Genomic DNA, 18,405 nt, shown 5'->3' on the forward strand with positions numbered 1-18,405 from the left:
GGACCCCAAACGAGCGGCCTCGGAAGGCCGGCTCGGAGCGACCTCAGGCCCGCTGGACCTGGCGCTCCGCCTGCTCGCGGTAGGCGCCGATGCTCTCGCGCAGCGCCTTCACGATGTAGGGCGGGCACTCCATGCCCTTGCGGCCGGCCCAGAGCAGTCGGCTCTCCACCCGCCCGATCTCGCGGGCGTAGGCCTCGACGTCCTGGTCGACGCCGAGGTCGGTGGCCATCCGGCCGACGCTCTCGCGGTACTTCTTCGACTGGCCGCCGGCGACGTAGTAGCCCTTCTCGCGCAGCACCCGGGCCAGGAACAGCTGCCAGGGCTTGAGCACCTTGTCCTGGATCATCGCGGTGGCCGACATCTGGTAGAAGGCGAAGTGCCCCGGCTCCTGCTGCTTGATCGGGTGCAGGATCGTGGTGGCGATCGCCGTCTCCCCCATCTCCTGCATGCCCGCGTAGAGCTTGTTGTAGGCCAGGACGGCCTGCCGCTCGGTACTGGCGCCGGTCAGGAAGTAGAGCATCCGCGTGATGTCCTGGATCGGCTTGAGGTGAGCCAGCGCGCCGAGGACCTTGATGTCGAGGCCGATGTCGAGCTGCGGCACCGTGGGCGGCCGGCCGATGTCGGTCTGCAGCCGGTCCAGGATCAGTCCGTGCTGGATCTCCTGCGGCGCCCACACGTCGGCGTAGAACGTCTTGTTGGTCTCGTCCACGTCCGGCAGCAGGACCAGCAGCTCGAGGACGTTGCGGTCGACCTCGAGCTCGACCCGGGCGAGGTAGTCGATGGTGTGGCCGTACCGAGCCGCCACCTGGTCCGGGTCGATGACGGTGCGGTCGACGGAGTCGAGCTCGATGGGCGGGTACAGCTCACCCAGTCGCTGCACGTGCTCAGCGATCTTGCGCGGGGTGATCTTCTGTCCAGGCACGGAACCTATCCTACGGAACCGTAACCCCTGCGTCCGGCCGTGCGTTTGTGTCGTTCCTAACAGTTAGGTTAGGCAATCCAAACCGCTGTCGGTGACGAGCGGTCCGCGCTCAGCCCGCGAGGACCAGCAGCAGCACGGCCAGCACGACGACCGCCAGTGCGACCCCACCGACCACCAGCAGCGTCAGCCGGTTGGTGTCGCGGCTCGGGGCGAGCTCGCCGGGCTGGCCGCCGGTGCTCTCCACCAGGGCCGGGTCGGCGTACGTCCGCAGCGCCGGCAGACCGCTCACCACCGGCACCAGCTCGCCGAGCGTCCGGGCGGCGAACAGCTGGTCCAGCCGGGCCTGGTAGTCGTCGGCGTCGAGCGAACCGGACGTGTAGGCGGCGTTCAGCCGGGCGTTGAGCTGGTCACGTTCGGTCTCGGTGACCACCTCACCTGGCGTGCTCCGATAGGGAGACGAAATCGGCAGCTCGTTGGTCACCCACGCCACGGTACCCTCACACGACCTCAGGCAGTCCGAACCGCTCGAACAGGCTGAGCTCGAAAAAGGCCACCACGTGGCTGACACCCTGCTCGGTCAGGGTCGGCACCTGGATCTGGAAGGCGTGGTGGCGACCGTCGGGCCCGCGCATGTAGAGCGCGAGCGCGGCCTGGCCGTTGGCCGAGACGGGCACCATCACCTGGTCGCCCGCCCTGTCGGCCGGGCAGTTGACCTCGATCAGGCGGCCGATCGCCGCGGCCCCGGCGTACCAGCCAGTGAACGGCGGCATCTCCCAGACGGCGTCAGCGGTCAGCAGGCTGACGATGCGGTTGACGTCGTAGGCCTCGAACGCGGCGACGTAGTCGGCCAGCAGCTGCTTGGCGTGCTCGTCCGACACGGGCCGGGTCGACTGCTCGGGGTCGAGCCGCGCCATCGCGGCTCGGGCGCGCTGCAGGCTGGAGTTCGCCGCGCCCACGCTCATCCCGAGCAGGTCGGCGACCTCGTCGGCGTGCCAGGCCAGGACGTCGCGCAGGATCAGCACGGCACGCTGCGGCGGCGTCAGGTGCTGCAGAGCGGCGACGAAGGCCAGCCGGACGCTCTCGCGGTCGAGCACCGTCGCCGCCGGGTCGCCGTTCGCGCGGCCGGATCCACTTGGCTGGCCCCAGACCACCCGGTCCGGCAGCGGTTCGAGCCACGGCGTCTCGGGCCGGGAGTCGAGCGCGTGGTCGGGGTCGCTGGCCGGCTGGCCGAGCCCGGTCGGCAACGGTCGCCGCTGCCTGCTCTCCAGGGCGGTGAGGCAGACGTTGGTGGCGATCCGGTACATCCAGGTGCGCAGCGAGGAGCGCGCCTCGAAGCCGTGGAACGACCGCCAGGCCCGGAGATAGGTCTCCTGCACCAGGTCCTCGGCGTCGTGCACCGACCCGAGCATCCGGTAGCAGTGTGCGGTCAGCTCCCCGCGTAGCGGCTCCACCTGAGCCGTGAAGACGTCGTCGTCGGTCGCCAGGGACATGGGCTGAAACTACCGCGGCTGCGTGGGGGGTGAGAAGGGGCGATGAGCAGCCGCCCTCGGACCGGTCCCTAGGCCCCGATGAACCGCATGGTCGTGGTGGACCCGCCATCGCCGTCCTCGACGCGACCAAGGCCTGCTACCCGGGCCTCGGCCTCAGCCTCAAACCGCAGCTCAACGACGAGAACGCCGCGTGCGTCGTCATCTCGGACACAATCGTGGTGCTGGCGCTGCAGCGTGACCGGTTCGCCGACGTCCTCGCCGGGCCGGTCGCCCGCGCGCTGCGGTCCGGCGGCAAGCCGTGGCTGGACAAGATGGAGATGGGCCCGATGGACGGCCACAGCATCACCGACCCCGACGGGCACGTCCGAGAGGTCCTCTCCATGGGCCAAGGCGCCTGACCGACCCAGATCCCGAGTCGGTCGGTAACGTGGCGCCCATGCCTTCCTATGTTGCTGACGACAACCGCTACGACGTCCAGCCCTACCGCCGCTGCGGCCGCAGCGGCCTGAAGCTCCCCGCGGTGTCGCTGGGCTTCTGGCACAACTTCGGGGACGACAAGCCGCTGGAGACCCAGCGCGCGGTGATGCGCCGCGCGTTCGACCTGGGCGTCACGCACTTCGACCTCGCCAACAACTACGGTCCGCCGTACGGGGCCGCCGAGGTCAACGCCGGCGGCATCCTCGCCGCCGACTTCCGGCCCTACCGCGACGAGCTGGTCATCTCGTCCAAGGCCGGCTGGGACATGTGGCCCGGCCCCTACGGCGACCACGGCTCGCGCAAGTACCTGACGGCCAGCCTCGACCAGTCGCTGCAGCGGCTCCAGCTGGACTACGTCGACATCTTCTACCACCACCGGCCCGACCCCGAGACGCCGCTCGAGGAGACGATGGGCGCGCTCGACGCGGCCGTCCGCGCGGGCAAGGCCCTCTACGTCGGGGTGTCGTCCTACTCCCCCGAGCACACGGCCCAGGCCGCCGCCATCCTGCGCGACCTCGGCACGCCGATGCTGATCCACCAGCCGTCGTACTCGATGTTCAACCGCTGGATCGAGGGCGGCCTGCTCGAGGTGCTCGAGACCGAGGGTGTCGGCTGCATCGCCTTCACCGCCCTGGCCCAGGGACTGCTGACCAACCGCTACCTGAACGGGGTGCCGGCCGACTCCCGGGCGGCCCAGGGCAAGTCCCTGTCGACCGACCAGATCAGCGACGCGAACCTGGCCCGGGTCCGGGCCCTGAACGAGATCGCCCAGAGCCGCGGTCAGACGCTGGCCCAGCTCGCGCTGGCCTGGGTGCTGCGGGACGCCCGGATCACCTCGACCCTGATCGGCGCCAGCAGCGTCGCCCAGCTCGAGGACAACGTCGCCGCCGTCCAGCGGCTCGACTTCACCACCGACGAGCTCGCCGCGATCGACGAGCACGCCGTCGAGTCCGGCATCGACCTCTGGGCCGACGCCCGGGACTCCACCACCGCCTGACCCCGACGGGTCAGACCCCCGTTGTCCGCGAGGACAACGGGTGTGTGCCCCGGGTTCACGGGACGGTGAGGCCGGTGTGGTGGGCGGCGAAGGCGAGCAGGTCAGCCCACTCGGCGGCCTGGAGAGCGACCGGCTTGCCCGGGCCGTGGCCGGTGGCGGTCTCGATCCGGGTCAGCACCGGCGCGGGGCCGGTCTGGGCGGCCTGCAGGGTGGCGGTGAACTTGTGGCTGTGCAGCGGTACGACCCGGTCGTCGTGGTCACCGGTCAGCACCAGGGTCGCCGGGTAGGACGTGCCGGGGCGGACGTGGTGCAGCGGTGAGTAGGCCAGCGCCACGGCGAACTGGTCGGGATCGCGCGGGTCGCCGTAGTCGGAGATCCACGCCGCCCCGACGGTGAAGAGATGGAAGCGCAGCATGTCCAGCACCCCGACCGCCGGTAGCGCCACCGCCGCCAGATCCGGTCGCTGGGTGAGCACGGCGCCGACGAGCAGTCCGCCGTTGCTGCGACCGTGCAGGGCGAGCTGCTCGGTCGTGGTCACATCGGTGTCCTTCAGCTGCTCGGCCACGGCGATGAAGTCGTCGAAGACGTGCTGCTTGGCGTTCAGCCGACCGGCGTCGTACCAGTCGGTGCCGTACTCCCCGCCGCCACGCAGGTTGGCGATCGCCAGCACGCCGCCGGCCGCGAGCCAGGCCGCCCACCCCGGGCGGTACTCGGCCAGCACCGGGATCTTGAAACCGCCGTAGCCCCAGAGCAGCGTCGGCCGCGGCGACGACAGGTCGGTGTCCGCCGCACGGATCATGAAGTACGGCACGGGGGTCCCGTCGGCGCTGGGCGCCCGGCGGCGTTCCACCACGATCTCCGGCGGGACGAACGCCTGCTCGGACGCGGGCACCAGCCCCGGCAGCGGAGCCACCTCACCGGTCGCCACGTCGACCCGGAAGGACTGGGTCGGTGAGACCGCCGACGACAGTCCGACGAAGAGCTCGTCGTCGTCCGGGTGACCCTCGAGCGCGACGACCGCCCCGCCGGCGAGGTCCAGCGCGCCGAGCGGGGTGCCGTCCAGGCCGTAGCGAGTGAGCCGGGGCGCGGCGTCGACGAGGTGGACGGCGACGAAGCCCGCGCCGGCGGCGGTGACCCGTTCCAGCGTGTGCTCCGACTCGGCCAGCACCTCCACGAAGCGCACCGGCCGGCCCCGGCCCACCGTGGCGAGGTCGACGCTGACCACCCGGCTGCGCTCGGCGTCCAGGTCGGTCACCAGGTAAAGGGTGTCCCCGGTCGAGCGCACCGGGGTGAACTCCGCCACCGGCTCCTCGACGACCTTGACCACGTCGCCGAGGCCGCTGCGGCCGTCGACCGTCTCGATCGGGTAGGCCCAGAGCCGGTTCTGGTTCTCGGTGCCCTCGGCGATACTGACCAGCAGCCACCGCTCGTCGTCGCTCACCTCGGCCCAGAGGAACAGCCGGTCGTCCTCGGGGAAGGCCAGCACCAGCTCGTCGGCGTCGGCCGGGCCGCCGACGCGGTGGATCCGCAGCTGGCCGCCGCCGAGCGCGGAGGTCTGGGTGCCCTCAGCGTGTCCCTCGTGCGCGAACGCGGTGTAGGCGTACGACGCGCCGTCGGGCAGCCACAGGGCCGCGGAGAACTTGGTCTGGACCGACCCGTCGAGGACCGGCTCGCCGCTGGCCAGGTCGAGGAGGGTGAACGTGTGCCAGTCGCTGCCGCCCTCGCTGATCCCGTACGCGACCCGGCGACCGTCGCTGCTGACCGTCATCTCGGTGAGGGCGCTGGTGCCGTCGGTAGAGAAAGTGTTCGGGTCGACCAGCACCCGCCCGCCGGCGAGCAGCTCCTCGAGGCTGTCCGCGACGTACCAGACGTCCTGGTTCTGCTGTCCGTCGTTGCGGCTGACCAGATAGCGGCCCGACCGGCGGCGCGGCGTCCCGGCCCGGGGTCGGGCGAGCACGGACCGCATCGTCTCGCTGAACCAGGACCGTTCCGGCAGACCGGCGAGGTGCGCCTCGGTGGCGGCGTTCTGCCGGGCCACCCAGTCAACGGTCTCGGCTGCGTCCGGGTCCTCGAGCCAGCGGTACGGGTCGGGCACGGTCACCCCGTGCAGGACCTCGACGACGTCACCCCGACGGGTAGCGGGCAGATCCATGGCTTTCACCTCTCAGGGGGTGCAACAACATCATTCAACTGCTCCGTCGTCGGATGCCGACGGTGCCGAGCTCAGCCACACGCGCCCTGAGCTTGTCGAAGGCCTCGAAGAGGTTGCGTCAACTTTTCGCTAGCGAGCCATCGCAACCCCTGCGGGGCCCTCGACAAGCTCGGGGCGCGGGAGGACCCCCGACAAGCTCGCGGACCGTCATCAGTCGGCCAGCGGCCCGAACGGAATGCCGAGCTCGGCCAACGCCGCCTCGCCGCCGTCGTCGGCCGTCAGCACCCACAGCCCGCGTGCGGTGACGGTGATGGTGTGCTCCCAGTGTGCCGCGGGTCGGCCGTCGTCGGTCACCACGGTCCAGTCGTCGTCCAGCACGTGGTTGTCCGGATCGCCCAGGGTGAGCATCGGCTCGATCGCGAGCGCGAGTCCCTCGACGATCGTCGGGCCCCGGCTGGGCCGGCCGAAACGGCGCGTGACCAGGTTGGGGACGTCGGGCGGCTGGTGCATCGCCGACCCGATGCCGTGACCCACGTACTCCTCGACGATCCCGTACGAGGCCGGCTCGGCGTGGACGGACCGCTCGACGGCGGCGGAGATGTCGGCCACGTTGCCGCCCAGCTGGGCGGCGCCGATCCCCTGCCACATGGCCCGCCGGGTCGCCTCACTCAGCGCGGCGAGGTCGTCGGCCACCGCGCCGACCGCGACGGTGACCGCGGAGTCCCCGTGCCAGCCCTCGACCACGGCGCCGCAGTCGATCGAGAGCAGGTCACCCACGGCGAGGACCCGGTCGCCCGGCACGCCGTGCACGACCTCCTCGTTCACCGACAGGCAGGTCACGCCCTGGAACCCGCCGATGCCCTCGACCGCCCCGTACCCGAGGAAGGACGGCGTGGCCCCGGCGGTCCGGATGGTGTCGGCCGCGACGGCGTCCAGCTCGCGGGTGCTGACGCCTGGCCGAACCTGGGCCAGCGTGGCGGCGATGGCCGCGTGCACGACCAGACCGGCCCGACGCATCTGCCGCAGCTGGTCCGGAGTCTTGAGCTCCACGCCCCGCGGCGTCCCGGACACGACGGGGGTCAGACCGTCACTGAGGGCTGGTGGCCGAACCCGTCGAGGGCTTCGAACAAGCGGGTGGACACGTCCTCGACCGGACCGAGACCGTCGACCTCGATCAGCAGTCCGCGGTCGGCGTACAGCTTGAGCAGCGGCGCGGTCTGGTCGGCGTAGACCTGCTGCCGGACCCGGATGGTTTCTTCCTTGTCGTCAGCCCGGCCCTGGCTCTCGGCCCGCTTCAGCAGTCGTAGGACGACCTCGTCCTCGTCGGCGAGCAACGAGATGACCGCGTCCAGGTGCTGGCCCCGCCCGGTGAGGAAGGTGTCCAGCGTCTCGACCTGGGCCAGCGTGCGCGGGTACCCGTCGAGGAGGAAGCCCGGCTCGCAGTCGGGCTGCGCCAGCCGCTCGGCCACGATCTCGTTGGTGATCTCGTCGCTGATGTAGCCGCCGGAGGCCATGATCTCGCGGACCTGCTGGGCCAACGGGCCGTCCGCGGTGCGCATGGCACGGAAGATGTCGCCGGTGGAGATGGCCGGGATGGTGTAGTGGGCCGCGATCTGAACGGCCTGGGTCCCCTTGCCTGCCCCCGGGGGACCCATGATCAGAAGGCGCATCAGCGGAGAAACCCTTCGTAGTTGCGTTGCTGCAGCTGGCTCTCGATCTGCTTGACCGTATCGAGTCCGACGCCGACGATGATGAGGATCGAGGTGCCGCCGAAGGGGAAGTTCTGGTTGGCGTCCAAGAAGATGAAGGCCACCGAGGGCAGCAGGGCGATCAGGCCCAGGTAGAGCGAGCCCGGGAAGGTGAGCCGGGACAGCACGAACGCCAGGTAGTCCTCGGTCGGCTTGCCGGCCCGGATGCCCGGGATGAAGCCGCCGTACTTCTTCATGTTGTCGGCGACCTCGTTCGGGTTGAACGTGATGGCGACGTAGAAGTAAGCGAAGAAGACGATCAGCAGGAAGAACGTGACCATGTAGAGCGGATGGTCGCCGCGGACGAAGTTGGCCGAGATCCAGGACGAGACCTTGGAGTCGGGCCGGAACTGGGCGTAGAGCGCCGGCAGGTAGAGCAGCGACGAGGCGAAGATGACCGGGATGACGCCGGCCTGGTTGACCTTGATCGGGATGTAGGTGGTCGAGCCGCCGAGCATCCGGCTGCCGACCATCCGCTTGGCGTACTGCACCGGCACCCGCCGTTGGGACTGCTCGACGAAGATGACGCCGGCCATCACGACCAGGCCGAGAGCCACGACGAGCAGGAAGATGACCCAGCCCTGCGAGCCGGGACGGGCGACCTTGAGGCCCCAGAGGGCGCTCGGGAAGGTGGCGGCGACCTGGGTGAAGATCATCACCGACATGCCGTTGCCGACGCCGCGCTCGGTGATCAGCTCACCGAGCCACATGATCACGCTGGTGCCGGCGGTCATGGTCAGGATCATCGTGATGACCGGGAAGATGCTCTTGTCGTAGACCAGGCCGGTGCAGCCGCTGAAGAGACGGTCGTTGACGGCCACGGTGACGAAGGCCGTCGAGTTCAAGACGGCGAGCACCAGGGTCAGGTAGCGGGTGTACTGGGTGATCTTGGTCTGGCCGGCCTGACCCTCCTTCTTGAGCGCCTCCAGCCGCGGGATCACCACCGTCAGGAGCTGCAGGATGATGCTCGAGGTGATGTAGGGCATGATCCCGAGCGCGAAGATCGCCAGCTGCAGCAGCGCGCCGCCCGAGAACAGGTTGATCAGGGAGTACAGACCCTGCTGCTGGCCGCTCTGGGCCTGCTTGAGGCAGAAGTTGACCTGGCCGACGTTCACGTTCGGCGTCGGGATGATGGAGCCCAGCCGGAACAAGGCCAGGATCGCGAGGGTGAAGAAGATCTTCTTCCTCAGGTCCGGGGTCCGGAATGCGTTGGCGAATGCGGTGAGCACTCGGGCCCTCCCTTTCTTCTCGTGCGTCCCTGGTGATGCCGACCTGAGGCGGAGCGTCTGGGTCGACCGTACGCGCAGGACCGGACGAGATTATCAAGGGATTGCGCAGAACCCCTCATCGTCCGGCCCCGCGCATGCGTGGGCAGTGAGCCTGGGTCAGCGGGGCACGCGGGTGATCCAGTAGTCAGCCGTGTCCGCGTCGTCGACCCCGAAGCGGGCGTTCGGCAGGTACAGGCTCCCCCGGTAGGCCGCCACCGTGGTCGGCACGTCGAAGGTCGCGCCAGCCGGCAGGTCCTTGCTGGTCAGGGTCTTCACCAGCCGCCCCCGGGTGCCGGGGGCGTTGAGGTGCACGACGGCGATCTGGTTGTCCCGGTTCTGGACCGCGTACAGGGTGCGGCCCTTGACGAGCAGCCCGTCGCCGTTGGTCAGCAGGGTCGCGCCGAGGTCGACGCGGCGGGCCACCCCGGTCTTGGGGTTGACCCTGAAGAGGTAGCCGGTGTTCGACTGCACGACCAGCAGCGACTTCCGGTCCGGGCTGAGCGCGATGCCGTTGGCGTTGTTGACCTCCGGCGTCTGCACCCAATCACCGGTCAGCGGCACCGTGGTCACCCTGGCTTTCGCGGCCTTCTTGGCGTACGTGACCCGGTAGAGCTGCGGCTGCGCGGAGTCGGTGAAGTAGGCGGCCCGCTTGCCCAGCACGACGTCGTTGACGAAGCTGGGCTCGCTGGTGAAGGGATAGCTGGCGAGCGTCTTGCCCGTCTTGGTGCTGACGACCCGACCGGTACCGGCTGCACCGCCGGCCACGTAGAGCCGGTCACGAGCGACCTTCAGGCCGACCGAGGCCGTGCCTGGACCCTGGCTGATGGTCCGGCCGCGTCCGTTCTTCAGGTTGACGGCGTAGATGTCGCCGTCAGCGCGCGAGCCGAGATAGGCCGTGCCGTGCCGGCCGATCGTGATCCCCTCGGGCTGGAAGCCGGCCGGCAGCGCGATCCGGCTGGGGAGGGCGTGGTGGCCGCCGTGCCGCGGCGAGGCCCCGGCGGGAGCGGACGTCGTCCCGGCGAGGGTCAGCGCCAGCGCCGCGCTGGTCAGCGCCACGGTGGCGACCCGGAGTCCGGTCCGGAAGGACCGCGAGCGTAGCGGGGTCGGTGTGGGCATCGTCATCGGTGCTCTCCTGTTCTCGGTGCGGGGCCGTCGGGTCGCAGTCGACCGTCGAACGACACCGCAGCAGGTGTGGGCCGCGAGTGCGGTTCTGAGGGAGTGTACGAACCCCATCCACGTCTGGTTCGGTGCCGATGGGTGGGCGCCGGCCTCCCGACCTGTCATGCTGGCTCCGCATGGTCCGGCGCAAGCCGCCAGTCCTCGGGGGAGGGCCACGAGCGCGACGTCCCCCGGAGGTGGCCCATGTCCGTGTTCTTCCCCGAGGGCGAGTCCTCTCCCACTGACCCCTCCGGTAGGGCGCCGGTTCCGCCGCGCCGCCGTCGCCGTCGCAGCACCCGGGTCGTGCTGGCGGTGCTCGCCGCTCTGGTCGCGCTGACCGTCGTCGCCGTCGTGGCCGGCACCGGCTACGTCGCGACCGTCAGCCGTTCCGTCTCGCAGAACCTGCAGCGGGGCCAGGAGCTGCCGCCGGAGACTCCCACCGAGCCCGGCCAGCCACCGCGGCCGACCAAGGCTCCCGCGGCCACCAACGCCATCGACTACGTCTTGATGGGGTCCGACAGCCTGACGGGCGACGCGAGCCAGGGACGCAGCGACGTGCTGATGGTGCTGCACCTCAGCGGGGACCGGAAGAGCGCCGCCCTGATCTCGTTCCCCCGCGACCTGTACGTCTCCATCCCCGGGCACGGCAAGAACAAGATCAACGCCGCCTTCGCCTACGGCGGCGCCCCGCTGACCGTCCGTACGCTCGAAGGCCTGCTCGGCACGCGGATGGACCACGTCGCGCTGATCGACTTCAGCGGCTTCGTCAACCTCACCGAGGAGCTCGGCGGCGTGACCGTCGACAACCCCTACGCCTCGGTGTCGCAGGGGTTCTCCTTTCCGACGGGTCGGATCACCATCAGGGGCGACGCGGCGTTGGCCTACGTCCGGGAGCGCAAGCAGCTGCCACACGGTGACCTGGACCGGGCCGAGCGCCAGCGGCTGGTCGCGCGCGCGGTGCTGGCGAAGGGGCTGAGCCGTCAGACGCTGCTCAACCCGCGAGCCTTCAACCGCTTCGCCGGCGGCCTGGCCTCCCAGGTCACCGTCGACGACGGGCTCAGCGTCGCCGAGCTGCGGAAGACGGCGCTGTCGGTGCGCTTCTCCCCCGACGACATCTCCTCGCTGCAGGCGCCCATCAAGGGCTTCGGCCGGTCGCCCTCGGGTCAGAGCATCGACGTCGTCGACACCGCGCAGCTGAAAGAGCTGGCGAGCGCGCTGCGCAACGACGACCTGCCGGCGTACGAGCGCGAGCACCCAGAGAAGTAACGTCCACGCAACGAAGGCCCTGCCGAAGCCCCAGCAGTGGAAGCGCGCCTGCTACTCAGCTCTGGCTCACATCTTCGCTGCGGGTTGTCATGCGGTAACGCGGCTATGCTCCGGGCATGCCCGACCTCCTCCGGAGATCCGGGCCGAAGCTCGCAGTCGGGGGACTCGTCGTGCTCAATGTGGTCCTGATCGGCGCCCTGGCGCTGCGGGTCCCGAGCCCGGCAACGTCCGCAGTCCCGGCTCCCGACCTCACCTCGCTGAGCACGCCGTCTCGTTCGGCCTCGGCCGAGACCTCCACCAGCACGGGCCCGACGGCTCGACCCTCGGCATCACCCAGCCCCTCGCCCTCCTCATCGCCCACGCCGTCACCTAGCCCGAAGCCTGAGCAGCCGGCCGCGGACCTTGACCGGGTGCTCGCGGCGAGCAGCGCGCAGGTCGCCTGGCGAGCCGAGCGGACCGACTGCGGCTCGAGCTCGCCCGTTGAGGTCACGACCAACGGCGGCAAGAGCTGGTCCCGTACCCGACCCGGGATCGGCTCGATCGTCCGGCTGAAGACCTACCACGACCAGTCGGTCTTCGCCATCGGCGCCGACTCCCGCTGCCGGCCCACCTTCGCCTGGACGACCGGACCCGGCGAGCCGTGGCAGCGCGACCGCAGCCGGGCCGCCGACATCTGGTACCGCACCCCCAAGAACGTCGACGTGGTGCACGCACCGAGCGGGCTCCTCAGCCGGCCGTGCGGAGACGGCCTGGTCTCGCTCGCCGGCCTGGGCACCTACGACGCCGCCGTGCTCTGCGCCGACGGGCGCATCCGCACCGACGCGGAGGGGCGGTCGTGGCGCACCGTGGCCACCCGCACCCGGGTAGTCAGCCTCAACGCCGACGACAGCGTCTTCGTCGCCGTTGGCACCCGGCCCGGCTGTGCAGGCGCCGTCATCAAGCGCTTCGGCGAGGACGGTACCGGGTTGGGCTTACCGGGGCAGTGCCGAGCGTCGGCCGGTTCTGACGGCCGCACGGCCGTCGCCATCCGCGGCGACGTCACCTGGATCTGGCAGGCAGACAAGGTCACCTCCTAGCCCATGTGCCCCTGGTGGGGCACATGGGCTAGGAGGGTGGTGTCGAGCGGCGGCCGTAGCGAGCAGGTGCCCAGGTACGTGCTGGGCAAGGCGCCGGAGGAGTCGGATAGCGGTGTTCTCTCCGCGGCGACGGCAACGCAGCCCGGTGCGTGCCCGGGTGCCGCGCAGTAGGTCGGCGTTTGACACCACCCTCCTAGCGCGATCCGGTCCGCCCCGGCAGCCCTGAGTGGCCCGCGCGAACCACCTCCTGCTGGCGCGCAAGCACCTCCGCGAGGTCGTCACGAACCTGAACGCCTGCGACGCGCGCCCAGGCCGGGTCGACCCCCTGGCCGAACCACATGGCCTCGACCCGGCGCAACGGCCCTTCCAGGCGCCCGCCGCCGGCACGGCTGAGCAGCCAGCCCACCGCTAGAAGGCCTCGACACAGCTTTCGTGGCAGGTGGCGGGGTTCCCGGCCACCGGCGAGCCGTAGCACGTCGGCAGTCGTCATTCCGGCCCAGGGCTGCAACACGACCGGCGGCAGCTGGCCCGGCCAGGCTCCGACCTGGGAGACAAAGTGAGCGAGACCGGCAACCGAGCTCAGGGGTGAGGGATCATCGCCCTGCCCGGCCACCGACGCAAGGCGTCCGCCGGCCAGGCGTTGTAGCGAGGCCGTCCTCGGCCGTCCGACCCCTTGCACGGAGGTCGCCCGAATGACCACCACCTCGGTCCGGTCGACATCCCGTCGGCGAAGCGCCTCCTCGGCGAGGGCCTTCGAGCGGGAGTACGGCGAGAACGGCGCCGTCTCTGGGCTCTCGTCCAGCACAGCGCGCCGACCCTGCACCGCAGCGGAGCTGAGATGCACCAGTCGTGGCACACCCGCTACCTCGCAAGCACGGGCCAGGACGAGCGGAAGCAGCGCGTTGGCGCCGACCAGCTCCGCGGACGACGGTGCGTCAGGGGTAGCCAACCCGGCGGCCAGTACCACGACCTGCGCACCCGCGACCTGGTCGCGGAGCCGGTCGGCCGGCATCATCTCCGCGACCTGGACCAGTTCTTCTACTCCGGCGGCGGGGTCTGCTCGAAGCCGTGGCGCGGAAACGGCTACGACCTCCTGGCCGAGCGCGACGAGGTGGCCGCATACCGCCGAACCGACGAAGCCCGACGCGCCCACCACCACCCATCTCATCGGCGCACGCTGCGGGCGAGGGGGCGTGCGGGAGCGAGCTGGTAGGCCAGCAGGACGACGCCGACGAGCACCAACGGCGCGCCGAGACGGTGTTCGCTCGCCGCCCAGAAGGCGGCGGCGCAGCAGACGGCAGACAGGGTGGCCACCAGCAGAGCGCCCTGCAGATGGGTCAGACCGTTCAGGACCAGCCGTTGATAGACGTGCGAGCGGTGCGCCTGTAGCAACGGCTCACGCCGCCGCAGGCGCACGAGCAGAGTCACGCCGGTATCGGCCAGATACACCAGCGTGGGAGCGGCGGCCAAGAAGCCCTCCCCGGTGGCCAACCAGAGCGCAGCCGCACAGCCGACGACGCTACCGCCGAGCAGGTAGCTGCCGACGTCTCCGAGAAAGACCCTGTGGTGGAGGTTCCAGGGCGCGAAAGCGAGGAAGGCCGCCGCCACCACGAGCCCGCTGCCCTGGATCCAGCCGAGTCCGAGGTAGGTCCCGACTACCATGTAGTGCAGTCCGGCGACGATCCCGTGCAAGGCCGAGATTCCGTCGATGCCGTCCATGAAGTTGGCGGCGTTGACGTAGGCGACCACCGCCGCGGCGACCAGGAGGGTCCACCAGGGCGACCGGCCCAACAGCGAACACAGGCCAAGGCCGAAGGTCACCCCGAGGACGAGCTGTCCCGCGGCCCGCCCTCCAACGGGCAACCCGCGCAGGTCCTCGAGCAGACCCAGGAGCGCCGAAGCCAGGGCCAGAGCCAGGATCAATCCCGCGAGCGGTCCTGCACCACCGGTTATGACGACGACGATAGGTAGGGCAAACAGGATCCCCGTCGCCGGACCCAGCCCTGCCCCGCGGACCGCGACGGAACTGTGCATCGACCGTCGATTGGGCTGGTCGAGAACGCTGCGCTGCCGGAGCAGCGGCACCCACCACAGGAGCGAGACCGATGCCGCGACCCAGGACGCCAGGGCCGACCAGAGCACCCTCCACCGACCCCTCTCCCCCGAGAGCCCAGTAGCCGAGCATGAATCTAGCACCAGGCGCGCCTCGCGTTTGGGCGCTGGGGACCGGCCGCTGTCGTGGTTCAGGAGGTCACATGCGCTAATCTCCAGGCGCCGGGACCCCGGCGTGGCCGGCCCCGGGAACCGTCACGAGCGATCCATCGAGAGAGGCCGCCATGCGTGTCGGGCTGCTGACCCAGTGGTACGACCCGGAGCCAGGTCCGGCAGCACTTCCCGGGGTGCTCGCCCGCGGCCTCGCTGCGCGGGGACATGACGTCCAGGTGTTGACGGGCTTCCCCAACTACCCAACTGGTCGGCTCGCTGCCGGTTACCGTCAACGCCGGCGGCAGGACGAGAAGCTCGACGGGATCAGGGTCCGTCGGGTGGCGCTCTACCCGAGCCACGACCGGTCTGCGGTTCGTCGCATCCTCAACTACGGGTCGTTCGCCTTCTCGGCGACGGCCTCCGGGTTGGATGCCCTCCGAGGTCTCGACGCGCTGTGGGTGGGCTGCTCGCCCGCGACTGTCGGACTGCCCCTGCTGGCAGCGCGGGCCGGACTGGGCCTGCCGTGCGTGACCCAGGTCCTCGACCTCTGGCCGGACACCATGCTGGCCAGCGGGTTCCTGGCTGGCGGCGCCGCGGGAAAGCTGGTCACCGGGGCGGTGGGCCTGTGGTGCCGAGGGCTGTACCGCGCCTCCACCGCTGTCGTCTACATCTCACCCGGCGTGGGGCCGGTACTGCAGGCGAGGGGCGTACCGCGCCACAAGCTGCACTACGTACCGCTGTGGGCCGACGAGGAGGTCTTCCAACCGTCGTCGGAGGACATGCGGGCACAGCTCGGCCTCGAGCGTGATCAGGTCGTCCTGCTCTACGCCGGCGCCATCGGGGAAGCCCAGGGTCTGGAGACCCTGCTGGAGGCAGCGGCCCTCGTCCCGGACCGACGCTTCGTGGCCGTCCTGGCGGGCTCGGGGGCAACCGAGGAATCGCTCCGCGAGATCCTTCGCCGCACCGGCGGAGCAAACGTCCGCATGATCGGCCGCGTACCGCAGCAACAGATGACCGCCCTGATGGCGTCCGCCGACCTCAGCTACGTCAGCCTGCGCGACCACCCGCTGTCCGCGATCACCATGCCGAGCAAGACCCAGGCCGCCCTCGCCGCGGGCAAGCCCATCCTCGCCGCCGCCACCGGCGATGTCGCCCAGGTGGTGCGCGCCTCCGGAGCAGGATGGGTGGTCCCGCCCCACCACGCCCCGGCCATTGCGGCCACCATTTCGGCAGCCGTCAGTCTCGGTCGGCAAGGGCTCCACGAGAAGGGCGAGCGCGCCCGGGCGTTCTACCTGCAGTCGTTCTCGGTCGAACGGGGCGTGCAGCAGCTCGAAGCGCTGCTCGAGCGGGCGGCTGCGACGCGGACCCCCGGCGCCCGCAACCGTCCTCGGTCTTGAGCCCGATCTGCTCAGAGCTCACAGCCGGAGGACGTGCCCGCCGGGCTTGAGTACCCCGCGCGTGTCGAACACCAGCTGAGCGCTGTCGGAGAGCCGCCCAAGGTCGTAGGCGCGGTGCGTCTGGAGCAGGACGGTGACGTCGGCCTCCGCCGCCGCGGCGTAGACGTCGTCGACAGCGGTGAGCCGGCGGGACCGCTCGCCGCGTCCCACCTGCCAGGTCGGCACCAGCGGGTCGTGGTAGCTCAGATCGGCCCCCCAGGAGAGCAGCCGCTCGGCCAGCGGAGTGGCTGGGGTCTCACGGCAGTCCGCGACGTCGGGCTTGTAGGTGACGCCAACGAGTAGGACGTGCGACCCCTTGACCGCGGCCGACTGCTCGTTAAGCGCCTCCCGAACCCGACTGGCGACGTAGAGCGGGGCAGCCTTGTTGATCTCCTCGGCGAGCTCGACCATCCGGAAGGAGTAGCCGAGGCTGGCCCGGACTCGGTGGCTCAGATAGGAAGGGTCGACGGGGATGCAGTGCCCGCCGACGCCGGGACCCGGCCGGAAGGCCATAAAACCGAAGGGCTTGGTCTCCGCGCACTCGATCGCGTTCCACAGGTCGATGTCCAGCTCGTCGCAGAACCGCACCATCTCGTTCACCAAGGCGATGTTGACGTGTCGAAACGTGTTCTCCAGCAGCTTGGCCATTTCCGCCTCCCGGGCGCCGAGAGCGGGGAGGACCTCGTCGAGGAAGCGGGAGTAGAACTGCTGCGCCCGCACCGTGCACTGCGGCGTCAGGCCGCCCACCACCTTGGGAGTGTTCTGCACGGTGTAATGACGGTTCCCCGGGTCGATGCGCTCCGGCGAGAACGCGATGTGGACGTCGACCCCCAGCCGGTACCGGTCGCCGAGCACCAGCGGGGCGAACAGCTCCTCAGTTGTGCCGGGATAGGTGGTCGACTCCAGCACGACGAGCGTTCCCGGGCTTACGTGCTCACCGATCGTTGTGGCTGCCGAAAGCACTGCCCGGAGGTCGGGGCCGCCGTCGCTGCTCAACGGCGTGGGTACGCAGACGACAATCGCCCCGGCACCGACGAGACAGGTGGGGTCACCGGACGGGCGGTAGCCGCTCGCGAGACCGGCTTGCAACTCGGCGTCGGAGACATCGGTGATGTGCGACCGGCCTCCAGCGAGAGCGCTGACCACGCCGGGAGCGGTATCCATCCCCACCACTACCAGGCCGGCACGCGCGGCCGCGAGCGCCATCGGCAGGCCGACGTAGCCCTGCCCCATCACGACCAGGTCAACCTCGGACATGCATCGTCCTCATCCAGGTGAGGGTCTCGGTGAGACCGCGTGCGAGGGGGGTAGGCGCCGCTCCGGGGAACAGGCTCCGCAGGACGGCGTTGTCGGCTTGTGATCGCCGCACGTCACCGGGGCGGGCAGGTAGCTGCTCACGGGCAATGGGTCGGCCGAGGATCGTCGATACCGTCGCTACCAGCTCGTTGATCGAAGTGTTCGTGCCGAAGGCGAGATTGACCGGTTCGGGGTGGACGACCCGCCGGGACACCGCGTCGAGCAGCACCGACGTGACGGTGTCGACGAAGGTGAAGTCGCGGGACTGCTCCCCATCACCGTGCACCGGTACGGGCAGGTCCCGCAGCAGCCGGTCGAGGAAGACCGGAACCACTGCGGCGTACACATGACCGGGCCGTTGTCCGGGGCCGTAGACGTTGAAGAACCGAAAGGCGAGGGTGTCCAGACCGAAAGACTGCTGGTAGGCCAGCGTGTACTGCTCGGCGGCCAGCTTGGTCACGGCGTAGGGGCTCATCGGACGCACCCAGGATCGCTCACGTTTAGGCAGCTCGACGTTGAGGCCGTAGACCGAGCTCGACGAAGCGCTCACCACGTAAGGGGCTTTTCCTCTGCGCACCGCTTCGAGCAGGTGCAGGGTGCCGGTGGCGTTGGCGGCGTGGCTGGCGAGGGGATCCTTGATGCTCCGGGGAACGCTACCGAGTGCCGCGAGGTGCACCACCGCGTCGACTCCCCCCATCGCGTTTCCTAGCAGGTCGGCATCCAGCAGCGACCCCTCGACCACGCGGACGTCGAGGCCATGGAGATTATCCTCGTAACCGGTTGACAGATCGTCGAGCACGACCACGTCATGACCTTGCTCGACCGCCTGCGCGGCTAGCCGCGAGCCAATGAAACCGGCGCCACCGGTGATCAGCAGTCGGCTCACAGGTGGGGCTCCGAAGAGTTGGCCGGCA

17 protein-coding genes are annotated in these 18,405 nt (G+C 70.2%); 5 read left to right on the plus strand and 12 right to left on the minus strand.

Annotation, left to right across the window (positions count from 1 at the left end; genetic code table 11):
- Positions 1 to 43: 43 nt before the first annotated feature.
- The 3 genes from ACFE76_RS01075 to ACFE76_RS01085 all read right to left on the minus strand — a co-directional run bounded on the left by ACFE76_RS01075 (position 44) and on the right by ACFE76_RS01085 (position 2,412).
- Positions 44 to 922, minus strand: a complete 879-nt coding sequence (locus ACFE76_RS01075) for a GTP-binding protein LepA (RefSeq protein WP_375429879.1) — start codon at positions 920 to 922, stop codon at positions 44 to 46.
- 109 nt (positions 923 to 1,031) lie between these two features.
- Positions 1,032 to 1,352, minus strand: a complete 321-nt coding sequence (locus tag ACFE76_RS01080; protein WP_375429880.1) for a DUF1707 domain-containing protein — start codon at positions 1,350 to 1,352, stop codon at positions 1,032 to 1,034.
- A 67-nt stretch (positions 1,353 to 1,419) separates the two neighbouring features.
- Entirely contained in the window at positions 1,420 to 2,412 is a 993-nt protein-coding gene (locus ACFE76_RS01085) for a sigma-70 family RNA polymerase sigma factor (RefSeq protein ID WP_375429881.1), read from the minus strand.
- A gap of 29 nt (positions 2,413 to 2,441) precedes the next feature.
- Here ACFE76_RS01085 and ACFE76_RS01090 point away from each other — a divergent pair, with 29 nt between their 5' ends.
- Together ACFE76_RS01090 and mgrA are read left to right on the plus strand one after the other, a co-directional pair.
- Positions 2,442 to 2,810 (plus strand): hypothetical protein, encoded by a 369-nt coding sequence (locus ACFE76_RS01090; RefSeq protein ID WP_375429882.1) that lies wholly within the window; start codon positions 2,442 to 2,444, stop codon positions 2,808 to 2,810.
- A gap of 38 nt (positions 2,811 to 2,848) precedes the next feature.
- Positions 2,849 to 3,886 carry an L-glyceraldehyde 3-phosphate reductase gene (mgrA, locus tag ACFE76_RS01095; protein WP_375429883.1) on the plus strand — a complete coding sequence of 346 codons (1,038 nt, stop codon included), beginning with the start codon at positions 2,849 to 2,851 and terminating at the stop codon, positions 3,884 to 3,886.
- Between the two features lie 55 nt (positions 3,887 to 3,941).
- Here the strand turns inward: mgrA and ACFE76_RS01100 are convergent, their stop codons facing one another.
- The 5 genes from ACFE76_RS01100 to ACFE76_RS01120 all read right to left on the minus strand — a co-directional run bounded on the left by ACFE76_RS01100 (position 3,942) and on the right by ACFE76_RS01120 (position 10,176).
- A complete protein-coding gene (locus ACFE76_RS01100) occupies positions 3,942 to 6,038 on the minus strand; it encodes a prolyl oligopeptidase family protein (RefSeq protein ID WP_375429884.1) in 2,097 nt (698 codons plus the stop codon).
- Between the two features lie 210 nt (positions 6,039 to 6,248).
- Positions 6,249 to 7,088 carry a type I methionyl aminopeptidase gene (gene map / locus ACFE76_RS01105; RefSeq protein WP_375429885.1) on the minus strand — a complete coding sequence of 280 codons (840 nt, stop codon included), beginning with the start codon at positions 7,086 to 7,088 and terminating at the stop codon, positions 6,249 to 6,251.
- A gap of 29 nt (positions 7,089 to 7,117) precedes the next feature.
- Complete coding sequence (locus ACFE76_RS01110) at positions 7,118 to 7,708, minus strand: adenylate kinase (protein WP_375429886.1); 591 nt, start codon at positions 7,706 to 7,708, stop codon at positions 7,118 to 7,120.
- Complete coding sequence (gene secY, locus ACFE76_RS01115) at positions 7,708 to 9,015, minus strand: preprotein translocase subunit SecY (protein WP_375429887.1); 1,308 nt, start codon at positions 9,013 to 9,015, stop codon at positions 7,708 to 7,710. The genes ACFE76_RS01110 and secY overlap by 1 nt, the downstream gene beginning before the upstream one ends.
- A gap of 156 nt (positions 9,016 to 9,171) precedes the next feature.
- Positions 9,172 to 10,176, minus strand: coding sequence for a superoxide dismutase (locus ACFE76_RS01120; protein WP_375429888.1), 1,005 nt, complete (start codon positions 10,174 to 10,176; stop codon positions 9,172 to 9,174).
- A 240-nt stretch (positions 10,177 to 10,416) separates the two neighbouring features.
- On the opposite strand from ACFE76_RS01120, the gene ACFE76_RS01125 reads away from it, so the two are divergent.
- Together ACFE76_RS01125 and ACFE76_RS01130 are read left to right on the plus strand one after the other, a co-directional pair.
- Complete coding sequence (locus ACFE76_RS01125; protein ID WP_375429889.1) at positions 10,417 to 11,478, plus strand: LCP family protein; 1,062 nt, start codon at positions 10,417 to 10,419, stop codon at positions 11,476 to 11,478.
- Between the two features lie 116 nt (positions 11,479 to 11,594).
- Positions 11,595 to 12,554 carry a hypothetical protein gene (locus tag ACFE76_RS01130; protein ID WP_375429890.1) on the plus strand — a complete coding sequence of 320 codons (960 nt, stop codon included), beginning with the start codon at positions 11,595 to 11,597 and terminating at the stop codon, positions 12,552 to 12,554.
- A gap of 193 nt (positions 12,555 to 12,747) precedes the next feature.
- On the opposite strand, the gene ACFE76_RS01135 is transcribed toward ACFE76_RS01130, so the two are convergent.
- Both ACFE76_RS01135 and ACFE76_RS01140 read right to left on the minus strand, forming a co-directional pair.
- Entirely contained in the window at positions 12,748 to 13,722 is a 975-nt protein-coding gene (locus tag ACFE76_RS01135; RefSeq protein ID WP_375429891.1) for an NAD-dependent epimerase/dehydratase family protein, read from the minus strand.
- Positions 13,719 to 14,588, minus strand: a complete 870-nt coding sequence (locus ACFE76_RS01140; RefSeq protein ID WP_375429892.1) for a hypothetical protein — start codon at positions 14,586 to 14,588, stop codon at positions 13,719 to 13,721. The genes ACFE76_RS01135 and ACFE76_RS01140 overlap by 4 nt, the downstream gene beginning before the upstream one ends.
- 302 nt (positions 14,589 to 14,890) lie before the next feature.
- Between ACFE76_RS01140 and ACFE76_RS01145 the strand changes: the two genes are divergently transcribed.
- Positions 14,891 to 16,156 carry a glycosyltransferase family 4 protein gene (locus tag ACFE76_RS01145; RefSeq protein WP_375429893.1) on the plus strand — a complete coding sequence of 422 codons (1,266 nt, stop codon included), beginning with the start codon at positions 14,891 to 14,893 and terminating at the stop codon, positions 16,154 to 16,156.
- An 18-nt stretch (positions 16,157 to 16,174) separates the two neighbouring features.
- Here ACFE76_RS01145 and ACFE76_RS01150 read toward each other — a convergent pair whose 3' ends face one another.
- Complete coding sequence (locus tag ACFE76_RS01150) at positions 16,175 to 17,452, minus strand: nucleotide sugar dehydrogenase (protein ID WP_375429894.1); 1,278 nt, start codon at positions 17,450 to 17,452, stop codon at positions 16,175 to 16,177.
- Positions 17,439 to 18,377 (minus strand): NAD-dependent epimerase/dehydratase family protein, encoded by a 939-nt coding sequence (locus tag ACFE76_RS01155; protein ID WP_375429895.1) that lies wholly within the window; start codon positions 18,375 to 18,377, stop codon positions 17,439 to 17,441. The genes ACFE76_RS01150 and ACFE76_RS01155 overlap by 14 nt, the downstream gene beginning before the upstream one ends.
- Positions 18,378 to 18,405: the final 28 nt, after the last annotated feature.

It is taken from the genome of uncultured Friedmanniella sp. (assembly GCF_964244005.1).
Classification (GTDB): domain Bacteria; phylum Actinomycetota; class Actinomycetes; order Propionibacteriales; family Propionibacteriaceae; genus Microlunatus.

Coding starts and splice junctions, on each gene's coding strand:
- mgrA (WP_375429883.1), top strand. CDS start 2,849: ATGCCTTCCTATGTTGCTGACGACAACCGCTACGACGTCCAGCCCTAC.
- ACFE76_RS01085 (WP_375429881.1), bottom strand. CDS start 2,412: ATGTCCCTGGCGACCGACGACGACGTCTTCACGGCTCAGGTGGAGCCG.
- ACFE76_RS01135 (WP_375429891.1), bottom strand. CDS start 13,722: ATGAGATGGGTGGTGGTGGGCGCGTCGGGCTTCGTCGGTTCGGCGGTA.
- ACFE76_RS01150 (WP_375429894.1), bottom strand. CDS start 17,452: ATGTCCGAGGTTGACCTGGTCGTGATGGGGCAGGGCTACGTCGGCCTG.
- ACFE76_RS01100 (WP_375429884.1), bottom strand. CDS start 6,038: ATGGATCTGCCCGCTACCCGTCGGGGTGACGTCGTCGAGGTCCTGCAC.
- ACFE76_RS01125 (WP_375429889.1), top strand. CDS start 10,417: ATGTCCGTGTTCTTCCCCGAGGGCGAGTCCTCTCCCACTGACCCCTCC.
- ACFE76_RS01110 (WP_375429886.1), bottom strand. CDS start 7,708: ATGCGCCTTCTGATCATGGGTCCCCCGGGGGCAGGCAAGGGGACCCAG.
- ACFE76_RS01120 (WP_375429888.1), bottom strand. CDS start 10,176: ATGACGATGCCCACACCGACCCCGCTACGCTCGCGGTCCTTCCGGACC.
- ACFE76_RS01140 (WP_375429892.1), bottom strand. CDS start 14,588: ATGCACAGTTCCGTCGCGGTCCGCGGGGCAGGGCTGGGTCCGGCGACG.
- ACFE76_RS01145 (WP_375429893.1), top strand. CDS start 14,891: ATGCGTGTCGGGCTGCTGACCCAGTGGTACGACCCGGAGCCAGGTCCG.
- ACFE76_RS01130 (WP_375429890.1), top strand. CDS start 11,595: ATGCCCGACCTCCTCCGGAGATCCGGGCCGAAGCTCGCAGTCGGGGGA.